We start from the raw sequence: 24,247 nt of genomic DNA on the forward strand, positions 1-24,247 counted from the left end.
AACCGAACGTGCGGTTATTGTTTTCATATAATTTACAATCGCATTAACATGTTGCGCAGTTTCCCCTCGCTAACCGGGCTTTCCTGTTATGAATATTATCGCTATCCGACGCGCAGCCCTGCTGTTGCCCCTTGCTGCCACCGTCCTGGCAGCCCACGCCGAAGAGCAGACGCTGATCGTCAGCGCCACGCCTCAGGCCCTTTCAGAACTCGACACTCCGGCGGCGGTGAGCGTGGTGAACGGCGATGAGATGCGCCAGGCCACGCAGCAGGTCAATCTTTCCGAATCGCTGAATAGCGTGCCGGGTCTGCAGATCCAGAACCGGCAGAACTATGCCCAGGATCTTCAGCTGTCGATGCGCGGCTTTGGTGCCCGCTCGACCTTCGGCGTTCGCGGCCTGCGTCTCTACGTTGACGGTATTCCCGCGACGATGCCCGATGGCCAGGGCCAGACGTCCAATATCGATATCGGCAGTATTGATCGCGTCGAAGTCCTGCGCGGCCCCTTCTCTGCCCTCTACGGTAACGCCTCCGGCGGCGTGGTGAACGTGATCACTCAAAAAGGCCAGCAGCCCAATACGCTGCAGGCCAGTACGGATTACGGCAGCTTTGGCAGCTGGCGCTACGGCGTAAAAGCCAGCGGCGCGACCGGCGACGGTAATCAGCCCGGCGATGTCGATTACACGATATCGACAAACCGCTTTACCACCCACGGCTATCGGGACCACAGCAGCGCACGGAAAAATCTTGCCAATGCGCGGCTGGGCGTGCGGATTGACGACGTCAGTAAACTCTCGTTAATGCTTAACAGCGTCGATATTAATGCTGACGATCCGGGCGGGCTGAGCCATGCGGAGTGGAAGGCCAACCCGCGCCAGTCGCCACGCGGCGATCAATACAATACCCGTAAAACCCTGACCCAGACCCAGGCCGGGCTGCGCTATGAACGCCAGCTCGGTGCCCAGGACGATCTGAGCGTGATGATGTATGCCGGGCAGCGAGAAACCACCCAGTATCAGTCTATCCCGCGCGATCCGCAGCTTAATGCCACGCATGCCGGCGGCGTGATTGTCCTTAACCGCCAGTATCAGGGTATCGATACCCGCTGGACCCACCGCGGCGAGCTGCTGGTCCCGGTGACCTTTACCAGCGGTCTGAGCTACGAAACCATGCAGGAGAAGCGCAAAGGCTATGAGAACTTTGTGATGAACGGCAGCGTTCCTGCGTTTGGCAATAAGGGTAATCTGCGCCGGAACGAACGTAATCTGATGTGGAACCTGGATCCTTATTTGCAAAGCCACTGGCAGCTCACCGACCGCCTGTCGCTGGATGCCGGGCTCCGCTTCAGCAACGTCTGGTTTGATTCTGACGACCGCTATATCACCACCGGCAACGGTGACGACAGCGGCGAGGCCAGCTACCACAAATGGCTGCCGGCAGGCTCGCTTAACTACGCCATCAACGACGGCTGGAATATCTATGCGGCGGCGGGTCGCGGTTTCGAAACGCCCACCATCAACGAGCTCTCCTACCGTTCAGGCGGCCAGAGCGGACTTAATTTCGACCTGAAACCCTCAACCAGCGATACGATTGAAATCGGCAGCAAAGCTCGTATTGGCAACGGCCTGCTGACGGCGGCGCTGTTCCAGACCGATACGGAAAATGAGATCGTGGCCGACAGCAGCAGCGGCGGGCGCACAACCTATAAAAACGCCGGGAAAACGCGACGTCAGGGTGCGGAACTGTCGCTGGATCAGCAGTTCGCGGAAAACTGGCGTCTGAAGATGGCCTGGACCTGGCTTGATGCCACCTACCGCAGCAACGCCTGCGGCAGTAGCAGCTGCGAGGGTAACCGCATGCCCGGGATCGCCCGCAATATGGGCTTTGCCTCCTTTGGCTGGCAGCCGGAAGAAGGCTGGTACGCTGGGGCCAACCTGCGCTATATGAGCGATATTGAGGCCAACGATACCAACACGGCCAAAGCGCCTTCGTATACCGTGGCGGGCCTGAATACCGGCTATAAGCTGCAATATGGCAACTGGCTGATGGATGTCTACGGGCGAGTGGATAACCTGTTTGATCGGGACTATGTCGGGTCGCTTATCGTTAATGAATCCAACAAACGTTACTACGAAGCGGCACCGGGACGTAACTATGGCGTCGGGCTGTCCCTGGCCTGGACGTTTAATTAAGCAAAAAAAAGCGGGCCAGATGGCCCGCCGTTGTTATGGCTTCTTCGTGATTAGAACGTCGTCCAGCCGTCGTCTGAATCAGACGGAGCACGCGGTGCAGCGGCCTGCGGACGCAGGGTCGGTGCACGGGCCACCGGCGCTGCGGCATTTTGCTGCAGACGGAACGCGGCAACCAGCTCTTCCAGCAGACGCGCCTGCTCTTCCAGAGAACCCGCCGCCAGGGACGAAGCGCTGACCAGAGAGGAGTTCTGCTGCGTCGTGCTGTCGAGTTCGGATACCGCACGGGCGATCTGCTCAATACCCCGGCTCTGCTCTTCGGAGGCCGAGGAGATCTCACCCATAATATCGTTTACGCGGGTGACGGACTGCACCACCTGCTCCATCGTCTGCCCGGCACGGGCCACCAGATCGCTACCCGCATTAATGCGGCTAACGGACTCGGAGATCAGCCCTTCAATATCTTTCGCTGCCTGGGAGCTGCGCTGCGAGAGACTGCGCACTTCGCTGGCCACCACCGCAAAACCACGCCCTTGTTCACCGGCACGCGCGGCTTCGACCGCGGCGTTCAGCGCGAGGATATTGGTCTGGAACGCGATGCTATTGATCACCGCCGTGATATCAGCGATTTTCTGCGAGCTGGTGTTGATCTGACCCATGGTGGAGACCATGTCGCGCATGACGGTGCCGCCCTGGCTTGCCGTATTGGAGGCTTCCGCCGCCAGCTTGCTGGCATGACGGGCGTTATCGGCGTTGTTTTTCACCGTCGCCGTCAGCTCTTCCATGCTGGCAGCGGTTTCAACCACCGCTGCCGCCTGCTGCTCGGTACGCGAGGAGAGATCGTTATTGCCGTCGGCAATTTCAGACGCGGCCTGGGAAACCCGCGCCACACTCTGACGAACTTCGCCAATCATTGAGCGCAGCTTGTCGTTCATCACGCCCATCGCGCCGGTCAACTGACCGAACTCATCTTCGCTGCGGGATTTGATATCCGCGCTCAGATCGCCGCTGGCAATACGCTCGGCCAGCTGCAGGTTCTCTTTGACCGGACGGGTAATCTGACGGGTCACCCACCAGGAGACGATGATCCCAATCAGGATCGCAATCACCCCAACCACGGTTGTGATGGTTGCAGAGCTATAGGCCAGCTCATCGTTATGCGCTTTAACCAGGGTAATGATCTCTTTGATCGAGGCGCTGCTCTTATCCCCGGCGACTTTAACTTTGTCCTCAGCCCCTTTCAGATTTTGAACGGCGGTCACGTAGGCGGTGCTCGCCTCGCGGAATTTGACCGTATCGTCCCACAGGGTCTGGAGCTGGGTCTGGGCATCAGAAGGCAGCTGCGGCATCAGGGACTGAACGCCGCCCTGCACCGTCGTATACTGCTGGTCCAGCGCGTCACGCGCTTCGGTGCTGCCGCTGATACGCAACGCCAGCACGCGATCGCGCAGGCTGCCGATCGCAAACAGCTGGTCATAGACCTGCCAGCTGACGCTGTTATCCATGACCGGGGCGCGAATAATCGCGGTGTAGCGGGCGGTTTGATCTTCAGTGGCGAGGGAATCCAGCGTTTTACGCGTGGTGAGCATCCCGGCCATCGCCGTTTGCATTCCGCTAACGCTGGTCTGGAAATCCTGTAGATGACCCGCAATGGCGTCGATATGCCCTTTTTCCTGCGCCGTCCACGTCAGTGCCTGGGCGCTTTCGGCGTATTTAGATGCGCTGCGCACATAGTCCGCCATCACCTGGCCGGATTTGTCGTCGCCGTTGTAGAAATACTTCAGTCGGTTGATCTTGGCCTGGAAGACTTCAATGTTGATGTTATAGATAAGGTTAGTTTTTTCGTAAACGTCGCGGATCTCTTTAAAGCGCATGACGCTCATGGTGGTTGCAACCGCAACCAGCAACAGCACCAGACCGAATCCTACTGCGAGTTTTTTACTAATTTTTATATTACGTAATCGTTGGCTAATACCGGACATCCTGGACTCCTTGCAGACAAACATCGTTAGCAGTTTTGTTAACGCTAACACTTGTTATCGGCAGGGTTTTGCCACAGTCCAGAGTCAGGCAGGTCTTATCAGTGAAAATGGGCCCCTGGCGCCCACAATACGGGAGCCAGGTCACACATTTCACGCCTTTCTGGTAAGGGTTGGCTAAGCTTAAGAAAAATATTGTTTTTGCAATACGTTGGCGCCGGTATCAATGGCTTTGCAAATTTCCTGCAGGCTGGCCAGTTCATCGCCACGAGCCAGTGCTTCGATTAAATCGTCGTAGCCAGGATGTTCGGTGGGGATATTTCCGTTCTCGGGATAAAGATAGCTGCAGCACGGGCCAATACGCACCCATAATTGCTCGATCAGATTTATTAACGTCGGCATTTCCGCATATTCATAGATCTTAAAGCGAAATTTTCGGTTGGCTAACAGCGCCTGTTCGACGTTTCCCGACATTATTGCTTCACGAAATGCATCTGAAAGCGCACGGAGTTCTTCAACCTTTTCCGGCGTCATCTGGCTGGATGCCGCCGACACCGCCATCCCCTCCAGTTGCTTACGTAGCTGGGTGATCTCCTGATAGCGTTCGAGGGTCATTTCGGGGACCAGAAAAGCCTGCGCTGGCGTGGCGTTTAGCGCGCCGGACGAGACCAGCCGCAGTAGCGCTTCACGTACCGGGGTGATGCTTGTCCCCAGCTGATCGGCAATTTCTTTGGTTATAAGCCTGGCCCCGGGACGGAGCGCTCCCACAATCAGGGCACTTTTCAGACTCACTTCAACCTGCATGGTTAGACTCATGCGCTGTGCTTTTTCCAGATCCAGCATATGTTATTCCTGTCACCATAGTAATGAACGTCATACCAGCCGGATACAGGTTCAGAAAAACCTTGTCCGGTTGATATATCTAATCTTTATCTGGTGTTGGAAAAAACAAGCAAGACTAATAACGGGCGTAAATTATTTGTATTAATTATATATACCGATAGCTACATTGGGCTGTCGGGTGCTGTCTAAACAATTAAAGCTGTTTTTACGAAAATTGCACGAAAAATATATGCTGCTTTTAATATCTTTGCATTTCTCACCGGAAATCTGGCGCGACTGCCGTAGTAAAAGGGCCGCATAATGCGGCCCAACGCGTTGTTACTGCTGTTCTTCTTCGCCTATCCGCACCACGGCCTTGCCGAAATTTTTGCCGGTCAGCAGACCAAAAAAAGCCTCCGGTGCGTTTTCCAGCCCTTCGGTGACCTGTTCGCGATAGTGGATTTTACCCTCCTCTACCCAGCGCGTCATCGCCTGCTGGAACTCATCGATACGATGACCGTAGTCCTGGGCGATGATAAAGCCCTGCATGCGGATGCGTTTTTTCAGCAGCGTGCCCATCAGCAGCGGCAGACGATCCGGTCCCGGCGGCAGTTCGGTGGCGTTATAGCCGCTGACCAGGCCACAGAGCGGAATACGCGCTGAAGTATTCAGCAGCGGGAGCACCGCGTCAAAGACCTTGCCGCCCACGTTCTCATAATACACATCAATACCTTTCGGGCAGGCCTGGGCCAGCTGCTCTGCAAAATCATCCGCATGGTGATCGAGGCAGGCGTCAAACCCCAGAACCTCAACCGCATGGCGGCACTTCTCGCTGCCACCGGCCACGCCAACAACGCGACAGCCGTACAGTTTGCCAATTTGACCTACCGTAGCCCCAACCGGACCGGTTGCCGCCGCGACCACCAGGGTTTCACCGGCTTTCGGCTGGCCGATATCCAGCAGCCCCATATAGGCGGTAAAGCCCGGCATACCCAGGATCCCCAGCGCCCAGGACGGGTGAGCCGGGTTATCACCCAGTTTCACCAGCCCTTCAGTGCCGCTTACAGCATAATCCTGCCAGCCGCTGTAGCTCAGCACCCAGTCGCCTTTCTGGTAATCCGGATGGCGTGATTCCACCACCCGACTGACGGTTCCGCCGACCATCACTGCCCCGATCTCTACCGGCGGCGAGTAGGACGGCGCATCGCTCATGCGGCCACGCATATAGGGGTCGAGCGACAGATAAACGTTGCGCAGTAAAACCTGACCGTCGCCGGGGGCATCGACCGACGTCTCCTCCAGGCGGAAATTCTCGGCTACCGGTGCCCCGTGCGGGCGCGACGCCAGCACCCAGCGGCGATTACGTTGTGATTGTTGGCTCATCGTATTCTCCTGTTATCAGCGTAGTAACGATAAAGAGTAGCGGCGGATGGGTAAAGTTGCTTTGCCATTAATTGCCAGAATGATTAAGCCGCACAATAAGATACGTACAGCTTTCGCTGCTCTCATTCACAAAACGGCAGTCGTTGGGCGGCCCCAGCTCCAGACAATCTCCGGCCTGCATCGCGTGTCTCGTTTCGCCCTCGACAAACACCAGCTCGCCCCGCTGCAGCCAGATCAGCTGCCGGGCCAGCGCGTAGGAAGACGCGGGCATGGGAATATCGCTGCCCGCTGGCAGTTCAATCTGCACCAGGTCGATGGGCAGATCGCTGCGCGGGGAAACGTGACGACGGAGATAGTGACTTTGCGGATCGTGCCAGACCGGCTGATCGGCGAGGCGCAGCAGCTTGCCCTCCTGCATCTCTGCCCGGGCGATCAGCGTCGACATGCTGATTCCGAACGCCCCGGAAAGACGGCCAAGCAGCATTGCCGTCGGGCTGCTCTCCCCGCGTTCGATTTTGTGGATCATCGCCCGCGAGACGCCTGCCCGCTCCGCCAGATCGCTGAGAGACCAGCCGCGTGACTCGCGCTCAAGACGAATTCTTACGCCGATCCGTTGATTTATATTGTCTTCAATAGTATTCATATCGTAATACTATAGTGAACAAACTGCGGAGTTCAACCATGACCCTTCGTTTCGCCCAAAAAGAGGATTGCGCGGCGATTGCCGAAATCTACAACCACGCCGTCGTCAATACCGCCGCCATCTGGAACGATAAAATCGTTGATGTCGAGAATCGCCTTGCCTGGTTTGCGGCACGCCAGCAGGCGGGGTTTCCCGTACTGGTCAGTGAAGAAAATGGTCAGGTCACCGGCTACGCCTCCTTCGGCGACTGGCGCGCCTTTGACGGTTTCCGTCATACGGTTGAGCATTCCGTCTATGTCCATCCTGAGCATCAGGGCAAAGGTCTGGGCCGCGCCCTGCTGAGCCAGCTGATTGAGGAAGCCCGACGCATCGGCAAACACGTCATGGTAGCCGGGATTGAATCACAGAATCTTGCCTCCCTGCATCTGCACCACCAGCTGGGCTTTGTGATCGTCGCGCAGATGCCGCAGGTCGGCACCAAATTTGGCCGCTGGCTGGATCTAACCTTTATGCAGCTCCAGCTCGACGATCGTCACGATCCGGACGCCATCTGATGAACAGCTCTCTGACCCTCACCTTCCTGGTGGCTGCCGGTATTGGCCTTGTGGTGCAGAACACGCTGATGGTGCGCATCACGCAATCCTCATCGACCATCCTGATTGCCATGCTGCTTAACTCCCTGGTGGGGATTGTGCTGTTTGTCAGCATCCTGTTATTCAAACACGGCTTTGGTGGGTTTCGTGAGCTGGCGGACAGCGTTAAATGGTGGACGCTGATCCCTGGCCTGCTGGGGTCATTCTTTGTCTTTGCCAGCATCAGTGGCTATCAGTATGTCGGCGCAGCCACCACGATTGCGGTGCTGGTGGCGAGTCAGTTAATCGGCGGGCTGGTGATGGATGTCGTGCGCAGCCAGGGGATCCCGCTGCGGGCGCTGATCGGACCGGTCTGCGGCGCGGTGCTACTGGTGATTGGTGCCTGGCTGGTCGCCCGACGGCAGTTCTGAAGATCGCCACAGGCAGATAAAAAATGGTCGTCCAGTTTTCGGTTGTGAGCGTTTTGCCGGGTGTTTTACAGTCATCCGGCACCTTACAACAGGAGATAATCATGGACTTCACCGCGCTTCATCATCAAAACAAACCGCTACTGATTGCCAATGTCTGGGATGCCGGCAGCGCCATTGCGGCTCACCAGGCGGGCTATCAGGCCCTGGGAACGTCAAGCGCGGCGATTGCCGCAACGCTGGGTTACGAAGACGGAGAGGCAATGTCATTTGATGAATTGCTGTTTATCGTTACCCGGATAAAAGCCGTCAGTAATCTGCCGCTAAGCGTTGATATTGAAGCAGGGTTTGGCGGAACGGCAGGTGAAATAGCCGCAAATATCACGCGCCTCGCCCGACAGGGCATCGTCGGTGTCAATCTTGAGGATAGCCACGTTGTTAACGGCATCAGGCAACTTGATGAGGCCGTTGAATTTGCCCGCAGGCTAAAGGCGATCCGCGAGGCGTTGGTCCTGGATGGCAGCCAGATATTTCTTAACATCCGTACCGATACGTTTCTTCTTGGCCATAAGCAGGCGTTACAGGAGACGTTGCTGCGCGGTCAGTTATATAAAGAGGCGGCCGCCGACGGGCTTTTTGTTCCCTGCCTGACCTGTGAGCACGAGATAGCAACCATTGCCACAACGATAGACCTGCCCCTTAATGTCATGTGTATGCCGGATCTGCCCGCGTTTGACAGGCTGGCAAAATCAGGCGTAAATCGCATTTCTATGGGTAATTTTGTGCATTCGGCCCTTCAGTCCCGGCTTAACGCGTTAATGGTGGCTATTCAGTCGCAGCAGTCGTTTGCAGGAGTTTTTGCCGATGAAAGTTCTCGATAGCAATCAGTGCGATGTCTGGTATCAGGCATTGCTGGAGCGGGCGTCGGAGTATACGGGCGTGTTTTATGTCGGTGTCAAAACGACGGGCGTATTCTGTATTTCTGTCTGCCGTGCGCGTAAACCAAAGCGTGAAAATGTCGAATTTTATAGCAGCTTTAAATCGGCTCTCGATGCGGGTTTTCGTCCATGTAAAATCTGTCGCCCGACTGAAAATGCGCATACGGCACCGGACTTTATTGAACAGGCGATTGAGCTTGTTCGCGAAAATCCTAAAACACGCATCTCCGATGCGGATCTGCGCAGCAGGAATATCAGCCCGGAACGGGTGCGCCGCTGGTTCCTGCAAAACCATGGACTGACCTACCAGGCCTTTCAACGCATGCAGCGGGTTAACGTCGCCTTTCAGGAATTAAAAGGCGGCCGTACCGCGACCGATGTCGCGTTTGATAGCGGCTATGAGTCATTAAGTGGTTTTGGCTACACCTATAAAAGAGTCACCGGCGTCTCGCCGCGCACAGAGAGCGCCCGGATTCTGATTCATCGTTTTACCACGCCCATTGGCCCTATGTTTGTTTGCGCCACAGAGCGAGGCGTTTGCCTCCTGGAGTTTACGGATCGTCGTATGCTGGAAACGGAGTTCCGCGATCTGCAGCGTTTGTTAAAGGCGCGGATTATGCCGGGCGAAAACCACCATACCCGCCAGGCGGTAAAAGAGCTGGGTGAATATTTTGCCGGAACACGTCAGCGCTTCAGCATCGCGCTCGATACGCCGGGCACTGAATTTCAACGCAAGGTCTGGGATGGACTGCGCGAGGTTCCTTATCATCAGACAACCCATTACCAGTCGCTGGCAGCGCAGATAGGTAAACCCACCGCCGTGCGTGCGGTCGCGGCGGCAAACGGTATGAATCGCGTGGCAATCGTGATCCCCTGCCACCGCATTATCGGCAAAGATGGCGCAATGACCGGCTACGGAGGGGGAATTGCACGTAAAGAATGGCTGATCGCGCATGAAAAAAAACATGACCAGCACGGAGAAGTCGCGGTATCTGTTGCCTGAAGGATTTCCCTCTCCCAAACGAGAGGGAAAAGAGAATTAGAGGATCGTGCCGTCTTTGGTGAGGTGCTCGCGTCGCGCTTCCATCTCCTCTTTATGATGACGATCCTTATGAAAAATCGCCGCGCGTAACCGCTGCTGCTGTTCATAGCGCGCTTCACGGCTGAGCTCTACGTCATCGCTCAGGGCGACGAGCAGCTCATTCATATGGATAATCACACTTTCTTCAATGGCCGCGTCTACGCGGGCAATAACCTCTTCCAGATGTGACATAGTCTGTTCCTCAACGTTCTGTAATGCCGCTATGGTAACAGATATTGAGGATATGCCGCAGCGGCGGCATATCCATTGATCGGCCGAATTAATTCAGCTTCGCCTTCGAGAAATCGCTCCCCATCAGGCTGACGCTGTAGCCGGTGACGTTGCTGCGGGTCGCAAAGAAGGTTTTACCGTTGGCCAGCGCAATCCACGGCGCCTGCTGATGGAAGATCTCCTGGGCCTGACCGTACAGCTTCGTGCGTTCCGCCGGATCGCTGACAAGTTTCGCTTTCTCAACCAGGTCGTTATAGCCCTTGTCGCACCAGCGGGCGGCGTTAGAGCCGGATTTGATACTGTTGCAGCCCAGCAGAACGTCAGCAAAGTTATCCGGATCGCCGTTGTCGGACATCCAGCCGAACAGCGCGGTATCGTGTTCGCCTTTGCGCATCCCGGAGAGGTATTCGCCCCACTCCCAAGAGACAATCTTCGCCTTCACGCCCACTTTGGCCCAGTCGCTCTGGATCATTTCCGCGATACGGCGCGAGTTCGGGTTATACGGGCGCTGAACCGGCATCGACCACAGCGTCGCCTCAAAGCCCTTCTCCAGACCGGCTTCTTTCAGCAGCGCTTTCGCCTTTTCTACGTCATACGGGTAGTCGGCGAGATCTTTATTGTAGCCCAGCATATTCGGCGGAATCGGCGATTTTGCCACGGTCGCGGAGCCGAGGAATACCGCATCGACAATTGCTTTTTTGTCGGTGGCGTAGTTCAGGGCCTGGCGTACTTTCACCTCATCAAACGGTTTTTTCTCGGTGTTAAACGCCAGATAGCCGACGTTCAGCGCATCGACCGTATGCAGGGTCAGGTTTTTGTCTTTCTTGATCTCTTCAAACTGTACCGGTGCCGGAGCCGGAATAATCTGGCACTCGTTGGTCTGCAGTTTTGCCAGACGGGTCTGCACGTTCGGGGTAATGGAGAAGATCAGATGTTTGGTCGGAACCGCGCCGTCCCAGTAGTTCGGATTGGCGATATAGCGGATCAGGGAATCCACTTTGTACTGCTGAAGCGCATAAGGACCGGTACCAATCGGCCAGTTATCGACATTTTCCGGCGTGCCTTTTTTCAGCATCGCATCGGCATATTCTGCGGAGAGAATGGAAGAGAAGTCCATCCCCCAGTCGGCCAGGAACGCGGCGTTAGGCTCGCTCAGCACAAACTGGACCTGATGATCGCCCAGCTTTTTGACTTCTTTAATCAACTTGTCCAGACCCACATCGTTAAAGTACTCGTAATTGCCCTGCGACACCTTGTGGTACGGGTGATTAGCATCTTTCTGGCGCATCACGGAGAAGATCACGTCGTCGGCGTTAAAATCACGGGTCGGGGTAAAGAATTTGTTGCTGTTAAACTTCACGCCTTCGCGCAGGCTAAAGGTCCAGGTTTTGCCATCCGGCGAAACCGTCCAGCTTGTCGCCAGCGACGGCACCGGCGTATTGGTTTTCGGATCGAAGTTGACCAGACGGTTATACAGCACCTGGGAGCTGGCGACGAATGACGGGCCAGAGCTGGCAATTTGCGGGTTAAAGGATTCAGGTGACGCTTCAGAGCAATAAATCAGCGTATCGTTACTGGCGGCGAGCGCTGCACCTGTGGGTAACAGGGCGCTAAGCGCCAGCGCGAGCAGGGTTTTCCTTGAAGACATAGTTAACGGCCTTTTATGTTTTTTATTAAAAAAGGATCTCAGCACAGGCTACCCACTTGCGCAAATAACCATTCTCTATGAGATTATTCTAAAGCAGTTGTTTTCGCTGAAAAATCCACCATGATTAAAGAATTAATTTCCTTTAAGTTCTTTCGCAAAAGTCAAGCATAATTACGCGACTTCAGGCGAAGAGAATTCGGTGCTTTTTGTCTCTTTTCCAGCGTTTACCTCCAGGTAAATGTATCTATAGTGTAAGCGTGAAAAAGTCTATGGGATAAGAACGTGGCTAAAACTCTTTTACGCAGCGGCGAGCTTGATGACTATCAGGCCGTCGGCGGCGGTGGTCAGGCGGTTTTCGATTCGGCACTGCAAATTCGTGAAGCGCTGCGCCTGCGCAAGCAACAGGCGATTGTCGACTGTCTGGCAATCCCTCAGGTTAATGATGAGGGTGACCGTGTGGACTGGTACGCCCCGATTCCGGGCGACGTCACCTCGTGGAAAGCGGCGGATGAAGACACTCGTTTTCGCGCCCTGCGCTATCTGGAAAGTACGCTCGATAGCGCCGCTTCTCTGAGCCGTAAGTGCATCCAGTCGGACAAAACGGCGCAGCAGCTGTTTGGTTCCCTGCTGGCCAAAGCCCTGCAGTTCCCCGGCGAAAACCACGTATTCCTGGTCGACGGCAAGCCGGTTATCGCCTTCTGGGGCTTCGTTAATCTGAACGAAAGCGCCCGCGAGGATGTCCTCGCCTGTCTGCGTGAGATCGACATTCCTGAACCGATCGTGATTGAAGAAGAAGAGCCTGAGATCGTCGATGAAGAGCCGGTGAAGGTCACCCTTAGCCAGCCCGATGAACCGCTTATCTCCCCACCGGTCAGTGAACCCACGCCCCCGCCTGCCTCGCCGGAGCCGGAGCCGGAAGTCATTGCCGAACCCTCCGTCGAGCCAGCTCCGGTCGTCACGCCGACGCCGGAAAAACGCACGCGCCGTTTCCCTCTCTGGGGCCTGCCGGTTGCCGCTGTCGTCGTGGCAGCCGCAGCCGCTCCGCTGCTGTGGAACACCTCGTCGCCGTCAGTTGAATCCGCCCCGGTCGCTCAGGCTCCGGTTGAGGTGAAAGAAATGATTGCCGACGTTGCGAATACCACTCCGCTGCCGCAGCTAACGGCCGTTCTGCCGCTGCATCAGGCCGAGTTTGTGGCACCGCCGAAAAAAGAAGAACCGAAGAAAGAAGAACCGGTTGAAATCGCCGTCATCCCGAAAGATGCGCTGGTCATGGAAGCCAATGAAATGAAAGCGGGCACCACGCGCTTCCTCAACGGCGACTGGCGCGTCATTATCGACGTGAAAGATCCCGTCACCGGTAAAGCCCCGGCCCTGCGCTATCAGATCCAGAATAATAAAGGCACCGCCCGCCTGGTACAGAGCAGCAAAGTCACCTGCCGCGCCGACCTCTATTCCGGCCTGCACAAAACCGGTGAGCTGATGATTAAGAGCCGCAGCAACGCCCGCTGCACCGACGGAACGCGCTACCCGCTGCCGGAAATTACCTGTAAAGCCGGGACGCACGATGTGGCGGAATGTACCGCCCGCTACGACAGTAATACCGTCGTTCCGCTGACGTTCAAGAAAACAGGTGCCTGATCCTATGCTGGTAAATCTTTGCGATTACAAACAGAGCGTGACCCTGATCGCCAACAGCGGCGTTCAGTTCCTTGATTTTGGCGTAACCCCGCAGGAATCGCTGCACAGCGGTCGCTTTGTGCGTAAAACCGCCAACGGCCCGCTGCTGCGTCTGGACTACGATCTGGTCAACGGCCGCTATACGCTGCCGGGCCGCAACGGCAGCCAGCCGGAAGTGGTAAAACCGGAAAACACCTTTGCCCTGCTCCATTCGCTAGATATTCTCGATGGCGTCTGGCTGCCGCTGCCTTTCCTGCGCTTTAACCCGCCGCGTACCTTTGTCGAAGGTCCGGATAACTGGGCGCGTGTGCAGATCCGTCGCCTGGCGGAGCCGGACGGCGCGGGCAATAGCCACCGTATTACTATCGCCCTCGATAGCCAGATGACCGATAACTCACCGTCGGCGCTGGCGCCGGTGGAAAACGATATCCTCAACGGCACCCGCTTTGCGCTGGCCTGGCGCGACGACGAAGTCTCCGACTTCCTCGATCAGACCTGGATTGACGGCTGGCTGCGTGAGGCCTTTTTAAGCTACACCCATCAGCTGGAAAATCGCAGCGAGCGCGAAATTACCCAGTCCCTGCGCAGTTTTGAGTATCAGGGCCACTGGCTGAACGTGCTGACCCTGCTTGGCGAACAGCTGACGGTGCCGGAAGTCAAAATCGTTACCGGAACCCTGAGCACCCCGGCGATCCCGGTGGATCTGATCCTCGACGTTGGTAACACCCATACCTGCGGCGTGATTATTGAAGATCACGGTGACGCCAACGACGGTCTGCGCCAGACCGCCGAGCTGCAGGTGCGCTCCCTGAGCGAGCCGCAGTATTTAAACGAGCCGCTGTTTACCAGCCGCCTCGAATTTTCTGAAACCCGCTTCGGCAAGCAGCATTTTTCCGTCGAAAGCGGCCGCGAGGACGCCTTTGTCTGGCCCTCTATCGTTCGCGTCGGCGACGAAGCTCGCAAGCTGGCGATGCAGCGCCTGGGAACCGAAGGCAATAGCGGGATCTCCAGCCCGCGTCGCTATCTGTGGGATGAAACCCCGGTCCTGCAGGACTGGCGTTTTAGCCAGATGAACGCCAAAACCCAGCGCGAACCGCTGGCGACCGCCTTCCCGCTGATGAACCTGATGAACGACGACGGCCAGCCGCTGTTTACCCTGCCGCAGGATGAGCGTCTGCCGGTCTTCTCGCCTCAGTACAGCCGCAGCACCCTGATGACCCATATGCTGTGTGAGCTGCTGGCACAGGCGCTGGGGCAAATTAACAGCGTCGCCACTCGCCTGCGTCTCGGCTTCCCGGCGTCACCACGTCAGCTCCGCACCCTGATCCTGACCCTGCCGTCGGCGATGCCGAAGCAGGAGCGCGAAATCTTCCGTCGTCGCATGTTTGAAGCCATTGCCATCGTCTGGAAGGCCATGGGCTGGCATCCTCAGGACGAAGATTTCAGCAGCGAGAAGCAGCAGAGCAAAAGCGTGGTGCCGGTTCCGCGTATTCAGATGGAGTGGGATGAAGCCAGCTGCGGTCAGCTGGTGTGGCTCTATAACGAAGCCATTTCCCACTACGCCGGGCAGACGGAAACCTTCTTTGCCTCGCTGGCCCGCCCTGACCGCGAGCCGGAGCCCGGCTGCCGTCCTGGCCGTGCCCTGCGCGTGGCCTCTCTGGATATCGGCGGCGGCACTACCGATATGGCCATCACCCACTATGCGCTGGATGATGGCACCGGCAGCAACGTCAAAATTACCCCGCAGCTGCTGTTCCGCGAGGGCTTTAAGGTCGCGGGCGATGACGTTCTGCTGGATATTATTCAGCGCTGCGTGCTGCCTGCCCTGCAAACCCATCTGCAAAAATCGGGGATCACCGATGCGGCGGCCCTGATGGCGACCCTGTTTGGCGACTCCGGGCGTATTGATACCCAGGCCATTCTGCGTCAGCAAACGGCGCTGCAGCTGTTTATGCCTATTGGTCACGCGATCCTCTCCGGCTGGGAACAGAGCGATATCAACGATCCGCTGGCCGGGCTGCACGCCACCTTTGGCGAACTGCTTGAGCAATTGCCGACCCGCAACGTGATGAACTATCTGACCCAGGCGATTGAACATGCCCTGCCGTCAGGATCGCCGTCGTTTGATGTGCTTGCCGTTCCGCTGCAGGTGAATTTCCGCGAGCTGCACGATGCCATGCTGGCCGGGGAATTTACCCTCGCCTCACCGCTGCACGCGGTGTGCGAAGCCATTTCCCACTACAGCTGCGATGTCCTGCTGGTAATGGGCCGTCCTGGCTGTCTGCCGGGCGTGCAGGCACTGATTCGTCACCTGCAACCGGTCCCGGTCAACCGCATGATCTGGCTGGATAAATATCAGGTTCATGAGTGGTATCCCTTCAGCCAGCAGGGCCGGATCGGCAACCCGAAATCCACCGCCGCCGTGGGCGCGATGCTCTGTAGCCTGGCGCTGGACCTGCGTCTGCCGCGCTTTAACTTTAAGGCCGCCGATATCGGCGCTTACTCGACCGTGCGCTACCTCGGCGTGCTGGATAATGTGGTCAATACCCTGCGCGAAGAGAACGTCTGGTATCACGATATCGACCTCGATATGCCGGGCGCGAAGCTGGATGCGAAACTGCACTTCCCCCTGCGCGGCAATGTGACGCTCGGCTTCCGCCAGCTGGCTAACACCCGCTGGCCGGCTACGCCGCTCTATACCCTGAGCATCAACTCCCCGGAGCTGGCGAAAGCCATTGCCGGTGATGGCGTGCTTAACGTCCGCCTGGCGTTGACCGGCGGTAAAAAAGCCCAGGGGCCGGAGTCGTTTATTCTCAGCGATGCCTGGCTGCAGGACGGTACCAAAATCGATGCCGATGCCCTGACCTTTAAACTGAATACCCTGGCCGACCGCCGTCACAGCGGCAGCCACTACTGGATCGACAGCGGGAGCGTGTATCTGAAATGAGTACTCTACAAGCATTAATGGCGTGGATTAATAACACGCGCCAGCATGCCCCGCTGCTGGATGATGACGCTGACGCCCTGCTGGCCCGCCTGCAGGCGTTACAGGCCCAGGAAAGTGCGCTGGATGCGGCACAGGAAAGCCCGGCAAGCGTCGGGTTATACGGCCACTCCCAGGCAGCGAAAGCGCATCTGCTTGCCGCATTGTGCAGCAGCGGCAACGGACGTATTGAGATCCAGCCCGGGGAGAAAACCCTCGACTACTTCACCCATATCAACCCCGGCCACGGTCTGAGCAAAATGGCGCTGCGCTTTACCCGTCGTAGCGAGACCCCGGACGACGCTTTCCCGCTGCGTTTGCGGTTACTGTCTGAAGCCGAACTGGTGCAGGTCTTTATTGCTCATGCCCACAGCCAGCCGGACCTGCGTCAGGTTGACCGTGCGGTGATCGAAGCGCGACTCTTTACCTGGAAAGCGCTGCGTCAGCCGCAGAGCGTGCCCGGTATCGATGCCGGTGAAGTGGGCGCCATCGCTCGCTTCTGGCGGGATCGGGTTCCGGCCTCACGCCAGCAAATGGACGACAATCTGTGGTATCAGTTCGCCCAGCTGCTGCCGTCCCTGGATCTCAGCGCCCGTGCCAGCGCCTGGTCTCTACTGTGGGGCGAACAGCAGGAGCTGACCCGACAGTGGCTCTCGCTGGCGCACACGCTGCATCAGACCGGTAACGCCCGCGAGCTGGCCGCGCCGTTGAGTCTGCTGGTCGATAATTTTGCCCTGCCCGTCGACGGTTTTTTAACCCCGGATATCGAGGTGGAAGGCGAAGTGGTGGTCCATCCGTGGGCCGAGGATCGGCTGCAAAATGCGGTCAGTATCCCGCTGTCCACGCTGGCGCTGCTGACCCGCGAACTGGTGCTGCCTGCCGTCGATGGCGTACTGGATAACGTCGATATTATTGATATTCCGACCCCGGCCGCAGAGGATAACCCGCCTTTGTGGCAGAGCAAGTGCCGCTGGCTGCTTGACGGCTACCGTCAGCAGCTCCAGCCCGACGTGATGATGATTTGCAACGCCACCGCCAGCCGGTCGGAGACCGCCGGTGCCGCCAGAACGCTGGTCAACTGGGTTAAAGAGACGCAGTCCGGGCAGGAAACGGCTCTGCCGGGGCTGGTGTGGGCCATCACGCCGCACGACGATCGCTTTACCCGTAAGCAAAATCTCGACGAAGCCGTCCAGCAGCTGCTGGGTAAGCCCGGCCTGCACTGGGGCACCCTGCAGGCGCTGGATACCAGCAGCCTGCAACGTCTGCTGGAGTGGCTGTCTCAGGCGACCACGCCCGCCCTGCGTCAGGGTCGTCTCCAGGCCCTGCGCGAACGTCATCACCAGCAGATCCGCGCGCTGATGCAGCATTACATTGCACCGGCCCAGGAAAAACCGGCCGCGCAGCGGACCAAAGCAGAAGCGCTGGTGCGCGAGCTGCAAAATCAGGCGGCGGGACACGGGGATCTGCTCGAAGGCCTGCAGCCCGATCTGCGTCAGTTCGACGCCCTGTGGCAGGTGCAGCAGCCACGCGAGGAGAAAGTCAGCGGCCTCTTCAGCCAGTCTATCGATCTCTTTGCCGAGGGTGAAAACGACGCCGACAGCTCGCGACCGCAGAAAGATACCGGCCATCTGGCCCACAGTATGTGGGTCCGGCATCTGCGTCAGTGGAGCCGCCGTGAAGAGAACGCCGAACGAGTGCGTCTCTCTCCGGCAATGCTGCAGCAGCTGGCCGACTGTCTGATTGTCACCAGCTATCGTCTGGATCTGTCCCGACAGCTTCAGCAGGTTATGGAAGGCGATAACGCCTGTGCCGCGCAGCTTCATGCGGCAGTGGGGAACTTTATTGCCTGGCTGGGATATGGTGATATGCCCGCACAGGAACGCCCGGCGAGCCGCATCCAGAAAGGCAGCGCCATCTTTGTCGCCCCCGTCGCGGCCATCGATACGCGCCTGACCCGGCTCGGTGAACAGCCTGTCCATGCGGCAACCCGCTACGTTTATGACTGGCTTGTTGCGTTCTACACCCGCGCTTCAGAGAATGTCGGCTACCAGAATCCGCTGGATATCTCTACCGCCGCCCGTAAGCAGCTGCTCGGTCTGCTTCCCTGAGGATAACCCCGGCGGCCAGCGCCGTCGGGGTTATTTTCTTACTGCCCCCAGCGGGTATTGTGCTCCCACAGACGGTTATACCCGGTATCGTTTAGCTTACGATCCGCCGACGCATTGGCTTTAAACGGACGCGAAGTCGTCGCCGCCGATCCCCACGGCGAGAGGCTATCGTAGCTGCCATCAATCTGGCTGTTCACAATCAGCACCTGACCGTTGGCGGTATTTCCCGGCAGATAGCCGGTTTTCCCTGCGCCCTGATCCCAGGCACGACCCAGCTTCGCCTTGAAACTGCCCTGATACCCGGCATCACCGGTAAAGCGGCTATTCCGTACCAGAAAACCGTACGGATTATCCGGCAGCGTATTGGGTGCCAGGACGTAGGCTTCATCGGATCCGCGGCTGGAGACCGTATGGAACTGAACGTTATCAAACACCACGTTCGCCCGGCCAAAGACATAGTCCACATCGCCTTCGATATAGCTGTTTTTGACATGCACGCGGCTGATACGGTCGGTGACCGCCGCGTTCTTGCGGTTACTGGTATTGAGATAAACGGTGTCCTGGCGGCCAATCAGGCGCACATTTTCCAGCTGGACCCGGTCACCGTCGGTACGCAGGGCCACGCCCTGGTGGGTTCCGCCGTCCACCGTATCAAGCAGCGTATTGACCACGCTCAGGTTCACCAGCTGCAAATCACTATTTTGCGCCCAGAACACGGCCGCACAGTTGGTGCCAATGGAGGCCGTGGTCTTTCCGGCGCACAGCGCATACTGGTACCAGGCCGGGTCGCCCTCTTTATACTGCTGCTGGCTATTAACCAACTGGCGATAGCGCTCCGGCGTGAACTGAGAGTCCAGGGCCAGACCCAGCTGGACCTGCTCTGGCTTATCACCGGTGCCGAACAGGGTCAGCGGCGGCGCATCGTCCGGGATATAGATGGTGCCGGTATAGATGCCCGGTTCAATGGCGATGTAGACGCGGGTTTTGCCGTCGCTGGCCGCCAGGGCGGCATTCAGCGCCTGCTGCACACTCTGGAATGGCGCGTCTGCGCCGCCGACGCGCCAGCGGGTGTCGGACTGACTCAGATCGATAGCCGGTGGCTGCCACGGCCCAGCGCTCTCGCTCAGCAGTCCGCCACGGGCAAAGTAGTTTTCGACGGTATAAGGTGCGGCTTCCTGCGCGGAGAGGATCGGACGGCTCTCAGTGCCCGGCGCACGGTGGCTGGTGAGCTGCGTGGCGCAGCCCTGCAAAACAAGCGGCATACAGAGAACTGCGGTTAAACCCAGGGTACGTTTTATTATCATGACTATCTCCATTCACTTCGTTAAACAGAAACAATGGATTGATAATAATGGAATGGTTTTTCAAATAATTACCAGGCGATCACGCTTTAACGCCCGGTGACTGAAAGTACGGGGAAAATCACACTTAACTCATTGGTCTGCCGCAAAAAGTGCTTTGCCAAGACGGGCAATAGCCTCGTTGCTTTGCGTCAGGCTTGCCTCGGTTTCGGTAATATAGATAGCGACTATCATCGGTTTGCCGGTCAGCGGCCAGACGACGGCGATAATTGAACGCGAACCGTTGGCACCCGCGCCGGTTTTATCGGCAATCGACCATCCGGCGGGCAGGACGGATCGCAGCAGCGCATCCGCGACCTTATCATCCCGCATCCACTGGATCAGCTGGCGGCGCGAAGGTAGTTTTAACGCCTCGCCCAGGGCCAGTTTCTGCAGCGTCTGGCTGACGGCGATGGGCGTAGTGGTATCCCGTTCGTCGCCGGGAATAGCGGAGTTCAGTTCCGGCTCGTCACGATCCAGTCGCGTGACGTTGTCACCTGTCGTGCGAAGGAAGCGGGTCACGGCGGCAGGCCCACCGACGCGCTCAACCACCAGATTGGCCGCCGTATTGTCGCTATCGCTGACCGCCGCGCTGCATAGGTGGCGCCAGGTGATGGAAGCCGGTTCGACAAATTTTTCCGTCACCGGAGAGTAATCCACTAACCGGCTCTGGCTAAAACGCGTCGATGAGGTCAGCGCCAGCCTGCCCTTATCCACTTCGCTCAGCAGTGCGGCGCACGACAGCGCCTTATGGGTGCTGTTAAGCGGAAAACGCTCGTTGCCGCGATAGCTCACCTTTTTTCCCGTCGCCATATCGATCGCCGCCACGCCGATCCGGGCATTCAGCGCCTGCTCCTCCTGTTTAACCACCGCTTCCAGGGCGGTATCGTCGAGGGGCAATGCGCTGACGCTGGCGGAACCGAGCATCAGCAGAAAACAGACCGATTTATAACGGAAAAACATAGATGCAATCCTTTCGCATTGAATTCACACCCATCAGGGTAGCAGTTTCTCCGCCAAATCATTCAATTCATTTACCTTACGAATATGGCTGACGACCATTCCGGCCACCGCTTCGGCTCCTTTCTGCTGGAAATGGGTCGTGTCAGGATGGGTTTTGGTGCCTGACTCCTGGGTTTTATACCAGGGATAACGCGGATCGCTGGCGTCCACCGCCAGCCAGTAGTCCATCCAGTCGTCGGGATGGGCGTTGGCAAAATCGATGGTCGCCTGCTCAAGGTCGATAAACGGCACCTGATTCGCGCTGGCGGTCTGTTTTACCGTGGCGCTGTAATCTCCGCTAAACAGATATCCCGGTTTTGCCGACGTGTAGTGGCTGCTGACGACACTATCCTGCGGGCCTTTCTGGAATGCCGTTTTCCCCTGCGCATTTTTCACCCGTGCGGTTGGCGTAAACAGCACCGGGATCGCGCCTTTCTCCCGCGCCAGGGTGATATAACGCTCCAGCGAGTGCTGGAAAGACATCTCCGGCTGCCCGTCCGGATACTGCGGTTTGCCGCTGGCATCATTCGGATACGTACAGAGGTTCTGCACGTCCGCCGCGCCACGTAGAGCCCTGTCGCCGTTGCAGTTCTGATCGTTATGGCCGTGGGCGATAAAGACATAGTCACCGGGCTGCAGATAACGGCCCATCTGCTGATACCAGCCCTCATTATAAAAATCGCGGCTGGAGCGCCCGGCGCGCGCGCCGTTCAGCACCACCACGCCTGCCTCCGGACGAAAATGGGCCTGGAATACCTGTCCCCAGCCCATTCTCGGCATTCGCATCACCTCATACGTTGCCGCCGTTGAATCACTGACAATCAGAATGCGGGTTTTTGCTTCGGTCATCGCCTCCCGATCCTTCCGGGCTCTTTGCAGATCCAGCGGCTCCCACGGGCCTTTATTCTGCAAACCCACAATCGGACGAAACGCGCTATCGGTCAGGGTCACAGCCCCCGCTTCGCCGCTGTTATTGTCGTAGTTGCGATTATGATTGATCGTCGTCAGGACGGTGGTCATGGCATCGCCAGGCTGGATGGGCGTACTGACCGGATCGACCTGCTGGACATCATCACCCAGCTCGCGGAAAGCGGCCGCCATTCCCTGACGGAAATTCTCCAGCGGCGTGGTCAGCAGTTCTGGCTTTAACTCCGCAGGTTTGCCGCGCTCAACCCACTGCTGCGGGCCGATATACCCCAGCGTGCCCGCCACTTCCGACACCAGCCGGTCACTGAACGGCGTAATATTGGCCGTATTCATGGCGTCTTTATTTACGGTCATCACCAGCGAGGCCATGCAGCGCGCCCGCACAACGTTATTGTGCAGGCAATCCTCACTCTCACTTTTTGCCATTGCCGACAGGGTCAGCGGCGGCGTCAGGGAGTCAATACCTATCTCATACCGCCCTTCACTGTCGGTTTGCGTCGCCAGCCGCTGGCCCGCGCTATCGATCACGCTAACCTTCGCCCCGGCAAAAGGCGATTCCGCCAGCACGACACCCTGTAGGGTCGTACTGGCCTGGGCCAGCACCGGAAGGCTGCAAATCAGAGCAAGAAGGTTGATACGGGTGTTCATGGCGCTCTCCTGAGATAGTTCCCGTCATAAAAATGAAACAGCGATTTATAAAAAGTAAATCACTGCAGCAACGATGGGAAATGGTATTTCAGGATCGCGATCACGAAATTTGTAAAATATAACAGAGGGTTAGGAAACTTTACGAGCAGAGAGCTGAGTGGATAAAGATAATCTCAATGCGATCCTCCGCCGAAAATCTGCATCAGTATCCCCGCCAGCGCGGCCGGGTTTTCCCACGACATCGAATGTCCGGCATCAGGCACAATATGCACCGGCACGCCTGCCGCCCTGAGGCTATCCACATCCCCGTCCGGCAGCGACAGATCGCCGAAAATCAGGGCTTTGTTGCAGCTCAGCGCTAAAAACAGGCTCATCCATGAGGGTTCGATCCCCTCGACCAGGCTTTTAGCCCCGCGCCATAACGCCCACGGCGCACTGCTTTGCAGAGAGGCGGCCCACGGCGACGGCTCTTCCCGCAGCATTTTAGAATAGCCACTCTCAACAAATTCCGCTTCCGACTGGCGGACGATTTCGCGACTGAACATTCCCCCGCCGGAGTGGAAATTCGGTTCGGAAACCGCCAGCGTTTGCACCCGGGACAGCAGCAGGCTGGCCACTTCAATCGCGATACTGCCGCCCATGCTGTGGCCGTAGAGATCAAAGCGCGTCAGCCCGATGGCCTCAAGCAGTTCGGCAACCACCTGCGCCTGGCTGCGGGTACGGTAATCCCAGAGCTCGGGACGCTCACTGTATCCGTAACCGGGAAGATCGATCAGGATAGCGCGCCTGCCGCCAAATGCCGGGTCGGTAACGATGCGCGGATATTCCCAGGTAGAAGCACAGCCGAGGCCGTGAATAAAAACAACGGGCTCGCCGTGGCCCGGAAGATCCAGCCAGCGCACGCGGGCGGCGGTGAGTGAAGAGGTAAAGGAGTGCATAATTACGACACCTGTTGTTATATACAGTATCGCTATTAAGCGCCACCAGGCGCGTGACGTCAATGCCTTTTCAGACGGAAGTCAGAACAGAGAAAACATCAGCGCCACGGGAAAACTGATCGGCCAGGTTGCGCCAACCAGTACCGCGCTAAGCAGGCGAATACGTTTTGTATCGTGGGACAGGAACCAGGTCACCACGGCGGCAAACAGCGCCATCACGGCGTAAAAAACCAGCATTTTTTGATAGAGGGTCATCGTTTTTCCGTTCCCCGGGACTAAAACCGCGCGCAATATGCGGCATTTCTTGACGGGGATCAAGTTTTATCCCGGTCAAAAAAGGAGTAAGGAAGGAATCAAAGGGGGAATACGATGCGAGGAGCCAGGCCGACGTGCGCATCGTCGGCCCGTTTGCGGTGCGGTCAGTCGGATTTTAGCGAATCGAGATACGCCATCGCCTCTTTCACATCGCTGCACTGCTGTGCGCTCGCTTCCGCGCCCTGCGCTTCCTTCTGCTGACACTGCTGGTTCAGTTTCGCGTAGCCGTTTACGGCACCCATCAGTCCCTGAATCGCGGTGAAGCATGCCTCTTTGTTGGCATGATCCTGGCAGATAAGTGCCGGAGCCTGTTGAAACGTCATCAGTGCATCATTTGCCGAGGCGATAACCGGCGTCGCCGCCAGCATGCCTAAAAGCCATAACCTGTTCATTTCC

20 protein-coding genes are annotated in these 24,247 nt (G+C 57.6%); 8 read left to right on the top strand and 12 right to left on the bottom strand.

What is annotated here, in order from left to right; genetic code table 11:
• Nucleotides 1-88: 88 nt before the first annotated feature.
• Nucleotides 89-2,191 carry a TonB-dependent receptor PqqU gene (gene pqqU / locus EDF81_RS03235; protein WP_123346201.1) on the top strand — a complete coding sequence of 701 codons (2,103 nt, stop codon included), beginning with the start codon at nucleotides 89-91 and terminating at the stop codon, nucleotides 2,189-2,191.
• 50 nt (nucleotides 2,192-2,241) lie between these two features.
• Here the strand turns inward: pqqU and EDF81_RS03240 are convergent, their stop codons facing one another.
• The 4 genes from EDF81_RS03240 to EDF81_RS03255 form a co-directional block, all read right to left on the bottom strand.
• Complete coding sequence (locus EDF81_RS03240) at nucleotides 2,242-4,170, bottom strand: methyl-accepting chemotaxis protein (RefSeq protein ID WP_123346203.1); 1,929 nt, start codon at nucleotides 4,168-4,170, stop codon at nucleotides 2,242-2,244.
• Between the two features lie 180 nt (nucleotides 4,171-4,350).
• Nucleotides 4,351-5,010 (bottom strand): GntR family transcriptional regulator, encoded by a 660-nt coding sequence (locus EDF81_RS03245; protein ID WP_123346205.1) that lies wholly within the window; start codon nucleotides 5,008-5,010, stop codon nucleotides 4,351-4,353.
• Between the two features lie 318 nt (nucleotides 5,011-5,328).
• On the bottom strand, nucleotides 5,329-6,372 hold the full coding sequence (locus tag EDF81_RS03250) for an NADP-dependent oxidoreductase (protein WP_123346207.1): 1,044 nt from the start codon (nucleotides 6,370-6,372) through the stop codon (nucleotides 5,329-5,331).
• Between the two features lie 67 nt (nucleotides 6,373-6,439).
• Nucleotides 6,440-7,015, bottom strand: a complete 576-nt coding sequence (locus EDF81_RS03255) for an XRE family transcriptional regulator (protein WP_123346209.1) — start codon at nucleotides 7,013-7,015, stop codon at nucleotides 6,440-6,442.
• 38 nt (nucleotides 7,016-7,053) lie between these two features.
• On the opposite strand from EDF81_RS03255, the gene EDF81_RS03260 reads away from it, so the two are divergent.
• The 4 genes from EDF81_RS03260 (at nucleotide 7,054) to EDF81_RS03275 (ending at nucleotide 9,956) form a co-directional block, all read left to right on the top strand.
• A complete protein-coding gene (locus tag EDF81_RS03260) occupies nucleotides 7,054-7,569 on the top strand; it encodes a GNAT family N-acetyltransferase (protein ID WP_123346211.1) in 516 nt (171 codons plus the stop codon).
• Nucleotides 7,569-8,018, top strand: a complete 450-nt coding sequence (locus EDF81_RS03265) for a DMT family transporter (protein WP_123346213.1) — start codon at nucleotides 7,569-7,571, stop codon at nucleotides 8,016-8,018. The genes EDF81_RS03260 and EDF81_RS03265 overlap by 1 nt, the downstream gene beginning before the upstream one ends.
• Before the next feature lie 101 nt (nucleotides 8,019-8,119).
• Nucleotides 8,120-8,896, top strand: coding sequence for an isocitrate lyase/phosphoenolpyruvate mutase family protein (locus EDF81_RS03270; protein ID WP_123347659.1), 777 nt, complete (start codon nucleotides 8,120-8,122; stop codon nucleotides 8,894-8,896).
• Complete coding sequence (locus EDF81_RS03275; protein ID WP_123346215.1) at nucleotides 8,880-9,956, top strand: bifunctional transcriptional activator/DNA repair enzyme AdaA; 1,077 nt, start codon at nucleotides 8,880-8,882, stop codon at nucleotides 9,954-9,956. Before EDF81_RS03270 ends, EDF81_RS03275 begins: the two co-directional genes overlap by 17 nt.
• Before the next feature lie 36 nt (nucleotides 9,957-9,992).
• On the opposite strand, the gene EDF81_RS03280 is transcribed toward EDF81_RS03275, so the two are convergent.
• Together EDF81_RS03280 and EDF81_RS03285 are read right to left on the bottom strand one after the other, a co-directional pair.
• Nucleotides 9,993-10,226, bottom strand: a complete 234-nt coding sequence (locus EDF81_RS03280) for a DUF2526 family protein (RefSeq protein WP_123346217.1) — start codon at nucleotides 10,224-10,226, stop codon at nucleotides 9,993-9,995.
• Between the two features lie 88 nt (nucleotides 10,227-10,314).
• Nucleotides 10,315-11,913, bottom strand: coding sequence for an ABC transporter substrate-binding protein (locus EDF81_RS03285; RefSeq protein WP_123346219.1), 1,599 nt, complete (start codon nucleotides 11,911-11,913; stop codon nucleotides 10,315-10,317).
• 282 nt (nucleotides 11,914-12,195) lie between these two features.
• Between EDF81_RS03285 and EDF81_RS03290 the strand changes: the two genes are divergently transcribed.
• Genes EDF81_RS03290 through EDF81_RS03300 form a run of 3 tightly spaced genes read left to right on the top strand, consistent with a single transcriptional unit; the run spans nucleotide 12,196 to nucleotide 18,681 of the window.
• Nucleotides 12,196-13,551 carry an SrfA family protein gene (locus tag EDF81_RS03290; RefSeq protein WP_123346221.1) on the top strand — a complete coding sequence of 452 codons (1,356 nt, stop codon included), beginning with the start codon at nucleotides 12,196-12,198 and terminating at the stop codon, nucleotides 13,549-13,551.
• A gap of 4 nt (nucleotides 13,552-13,555) precedes the next feature.
• Nucleotides 13,556-16,537, top strand: a complete 2,982-nt coding sequence (locus EDF81_RS03295) for a virulence factor SrfB (protein WP_123346223.1) — start codon at nucleotides 13,556-13,558, stop codon at nucleotides 16,535-16,537.
• Nucleotides 16,534-18,681 (top strand): virulence factor SrfC family protein, encoded by a 2,148-nt coding sequence (locus EDF81_RS03300; RefSeq protein WP_123346225.1) that lies wholly within the window; start codon nucleotides 16,534-16,536, stop codon nucleotides 18,679-18,681. The genes EDF81_RS03295 and EDF81_RS03300 overlap by 4 nt, the downstream gene beginning before the upstream one ends.
• A gap of 38 nt (nucleotides 18,682-18,719) precedes the next feature.
• Here the strand turns inward: EDF81_RS03300 and EDF81_RS03305 are convergent, their stop codons facing one another.
• From EDF81_RS03305 to EDF81_RS03330, 6 genes are all read right to left on the bottom strand, one after another.
• A complete protein-coding gene (locus EDF81_RS03305) occupies nucleotides 18,720-19,985 on the bottom strand; it encodes a putative acyl-CoA thioester hydrolase (RefSeq protein WP_123346227.1) in 1,266 nt (421 codons plus the stop codon).
• 129 nt (nucleotides 19,986-20,114) lie between these two features.
• Entirely contained in the window at nucleotides 20,115-20,984 is an 870-nt protein-coding gene (gene bla, locus EDF81_RS03310) for a class A beta-lactamase (protein ID WP_123346229.1), read from the bottom strand.
• Between the two features lie 33 nt (nucleotides 20,985-21,017).
• Nucleotides 21,018-22,598 (bottom strand): GDSL-type esterase/lipase family protein, encoded by a 1,581-nt coding sequence (locus EDF81_RS03315; protein WP_123346231.1) that lies wholly within the window; start codon nucleotides 22,596-22,598, stop codon nucleotides 21,018-21,020.
• 173 nt (nucleotides 22,599-22,771) lie between these two features.
• Complete coding sequence (locus tag EDF81_RS03320; RefSeq protein WP_123346232.1) at nucleotides 22,772-23,536, bottom strand: alpha/beta fold hydrolase; 765 nt, start codon at nucleotides 23,534-23,536, stop codon at nucleotides 22,772-22,774.
• A gap of 81 nt (nucleotides 23,537-23,617) precedes the next feature.
• Nucleotides 23,618-23,791, bottom strand: a complete 174-nt coding sequence (locus EDF81_RS03325) for a GhoT/OrtT family toxin (RefSeq protein ID WP_123346234.1) — start codon at nucleotides 23,789-23,791, stop codon at nucleotides 23,618-23,620.
• Between the two features lie 164 nt (nucleotides 23,792-23,955).
• Nucleotides 23,956-24,243, bottom strand: coding sequence for a hypothetical protein (locus tag EDF81_RS03330; protein ID WP_148049901.1), 288 nt, complete (start codon nucleotides 24,241-24,243; stop codon nucleotides 23,956-23,958).
• Between the last annotated feature and the right edge of the window lie 4 nt (nucleotides 24,244-24,247).

The sequence above is a fragment of the Enterobacter sp. BIGb0383 genome (assembly GCF_003751845.1).
Classification (GTDB): Bacteria; Pseudomonadota; Gammaproteobacteria; order Enterobacterales; family Enterobacteriaceae; genus BIGb0383.

Excerpts from the sequence above, each read along its gene's own strand:
- EDF81_RS03280 (WP_123346217.1), bottom strand. The coding sequence starts at position 10,226 with ATGTCACATCTGGAAGAGGTTATTGCCCGCGTAGACGCGGCCATTGAA.
- EDF81_RS03300 (WP_123346225.1), top strand. The coding sequence starts at position 16,534 with ATGAGTACTCTACAAGCATTAATGGCGTGGATTAATAACACGCGCCAG.
- EDF81_RS03240 (WP_123346203.1), bottom strand. The coding sequence starts at position 4,170 with ATGTCCGGTATTAGCCAACGATTACGTAATATAAAAATTAGTAAAAAA.
- EDF81_RS03260 (WP_123346211.1), top strand. The coding sequence starts at position 7,054 with ATGACCCTTCGTTTCGCCCAAAAAGAGGATTGCGCGGCGATTGCCGAA.
- EDF81_RS03255 (WP_123346209.1), bottom strand. The coding sequence starts at position 7,015 with ATGAATACTATTGAAGACAATATAAATCAACGGATCGGCGTAAGAATT.
- EDF81_RS03315 (WP_123346231.1), bottom strand. The coding sequence starts at position 22,598 with ATGAACACCCGTATCAACCTTCTTGCTCTGATTTGCAGCCTTCCGGTG.
- EDF81_RS03305 (WP_123346227.1), bottom strand. The coding sequence starts at position 19,985 with ATGATAATAAAACGTACCCTGGGTTTAACCGCAGTTCTCTGTATGCCG.
- EDF81_RS03250 (WP_123346207.1), bottom strand. The coding sequence starts at position 6,372 with ATGAGCCAACAATCACAACGTAATCGCCGCTGGGTGCTGGCGTCGCGC.
- EDF81_RS03245 (WP_123346205.1), bottom strand. The coding sequence starts at position 5,010 with ATGCTGGATCTGGAAAAAGCACAGCGCATGAGTCTAACCATGCAGGTT.
- bla (WP_123346229.1), bottom strand. The coding sequence starts at position 20,984 with ATGTTTTTCCGTTATAAATCGGTCTGTTTTCTGCTGATGCTCGGTTCC.
- EDF81_RS03320 (WP_123346232.1), bottom strand. The coding sequence starts at position 23,536 with ATGCACTCCTTTACCTCTTCACTCACCGCCGCCCGCGTGCGCTGGCTG.
- pqqU (WP_123346201.1), top strand. The coding sequence starts at position 89 with ATGAATATTATCGCTATCCGACGCGCAGCCCTGCTGTTGCCCCTTGCT.
- EDF81_RS03265 (WP_123346213.1), top strand. The coding sequence starts at position 7,569 with ATGAACAGCTCTCTGACCCTCACCTTCCTGGTGGCTGCCGGTATTGGC.
- EDF81_RS03275 (WP_123346215.1), top strand. The coding sequence starts at position 8,880 with ATGAAAGTTCTCGATAGCAATCAGTGCGATGTCTGGTATCAGGCATTG.
- EDF81_RS03325 (WP_123346234.1), bottom strand. The coding sequence starts at position 23,791 with ATGACCCTCTATCAAAAAATGCTGGTTTTTTACGCCGTGATGGCGCTG.
- EDF81_RS03295 (WP_123346223.1), top strand. The coding sequence starts at position 13,556 with ATGCTGGTAAATCTTTGCGATTACAAACAGAGCGTGACCCTGATCGCC.
- EDF81_RS03330 (WP_148049901.1), bottom strand. The coding sequence starts at position 24,243 with ATGAACAGGTTATGGCTTTTAGGCATGCTGGCGGCGACGCCGGTTATC.
- EDF81_RS03285 (WP_123346219.1), bottom strand. The coding sequence starts at position 11,913 with ATGTCTTCAAGGAAAACCCTGCTCGCGCTGGCGCTTAGCGCCCTGTTA.
- EDF81_RS03270 (WP_123347659.1), top strand. The coding sequence starts at position 8,120 with ATGGACTTCACCGCGCTTCATCATCAAAACAAACCGCTACTGATTGCC.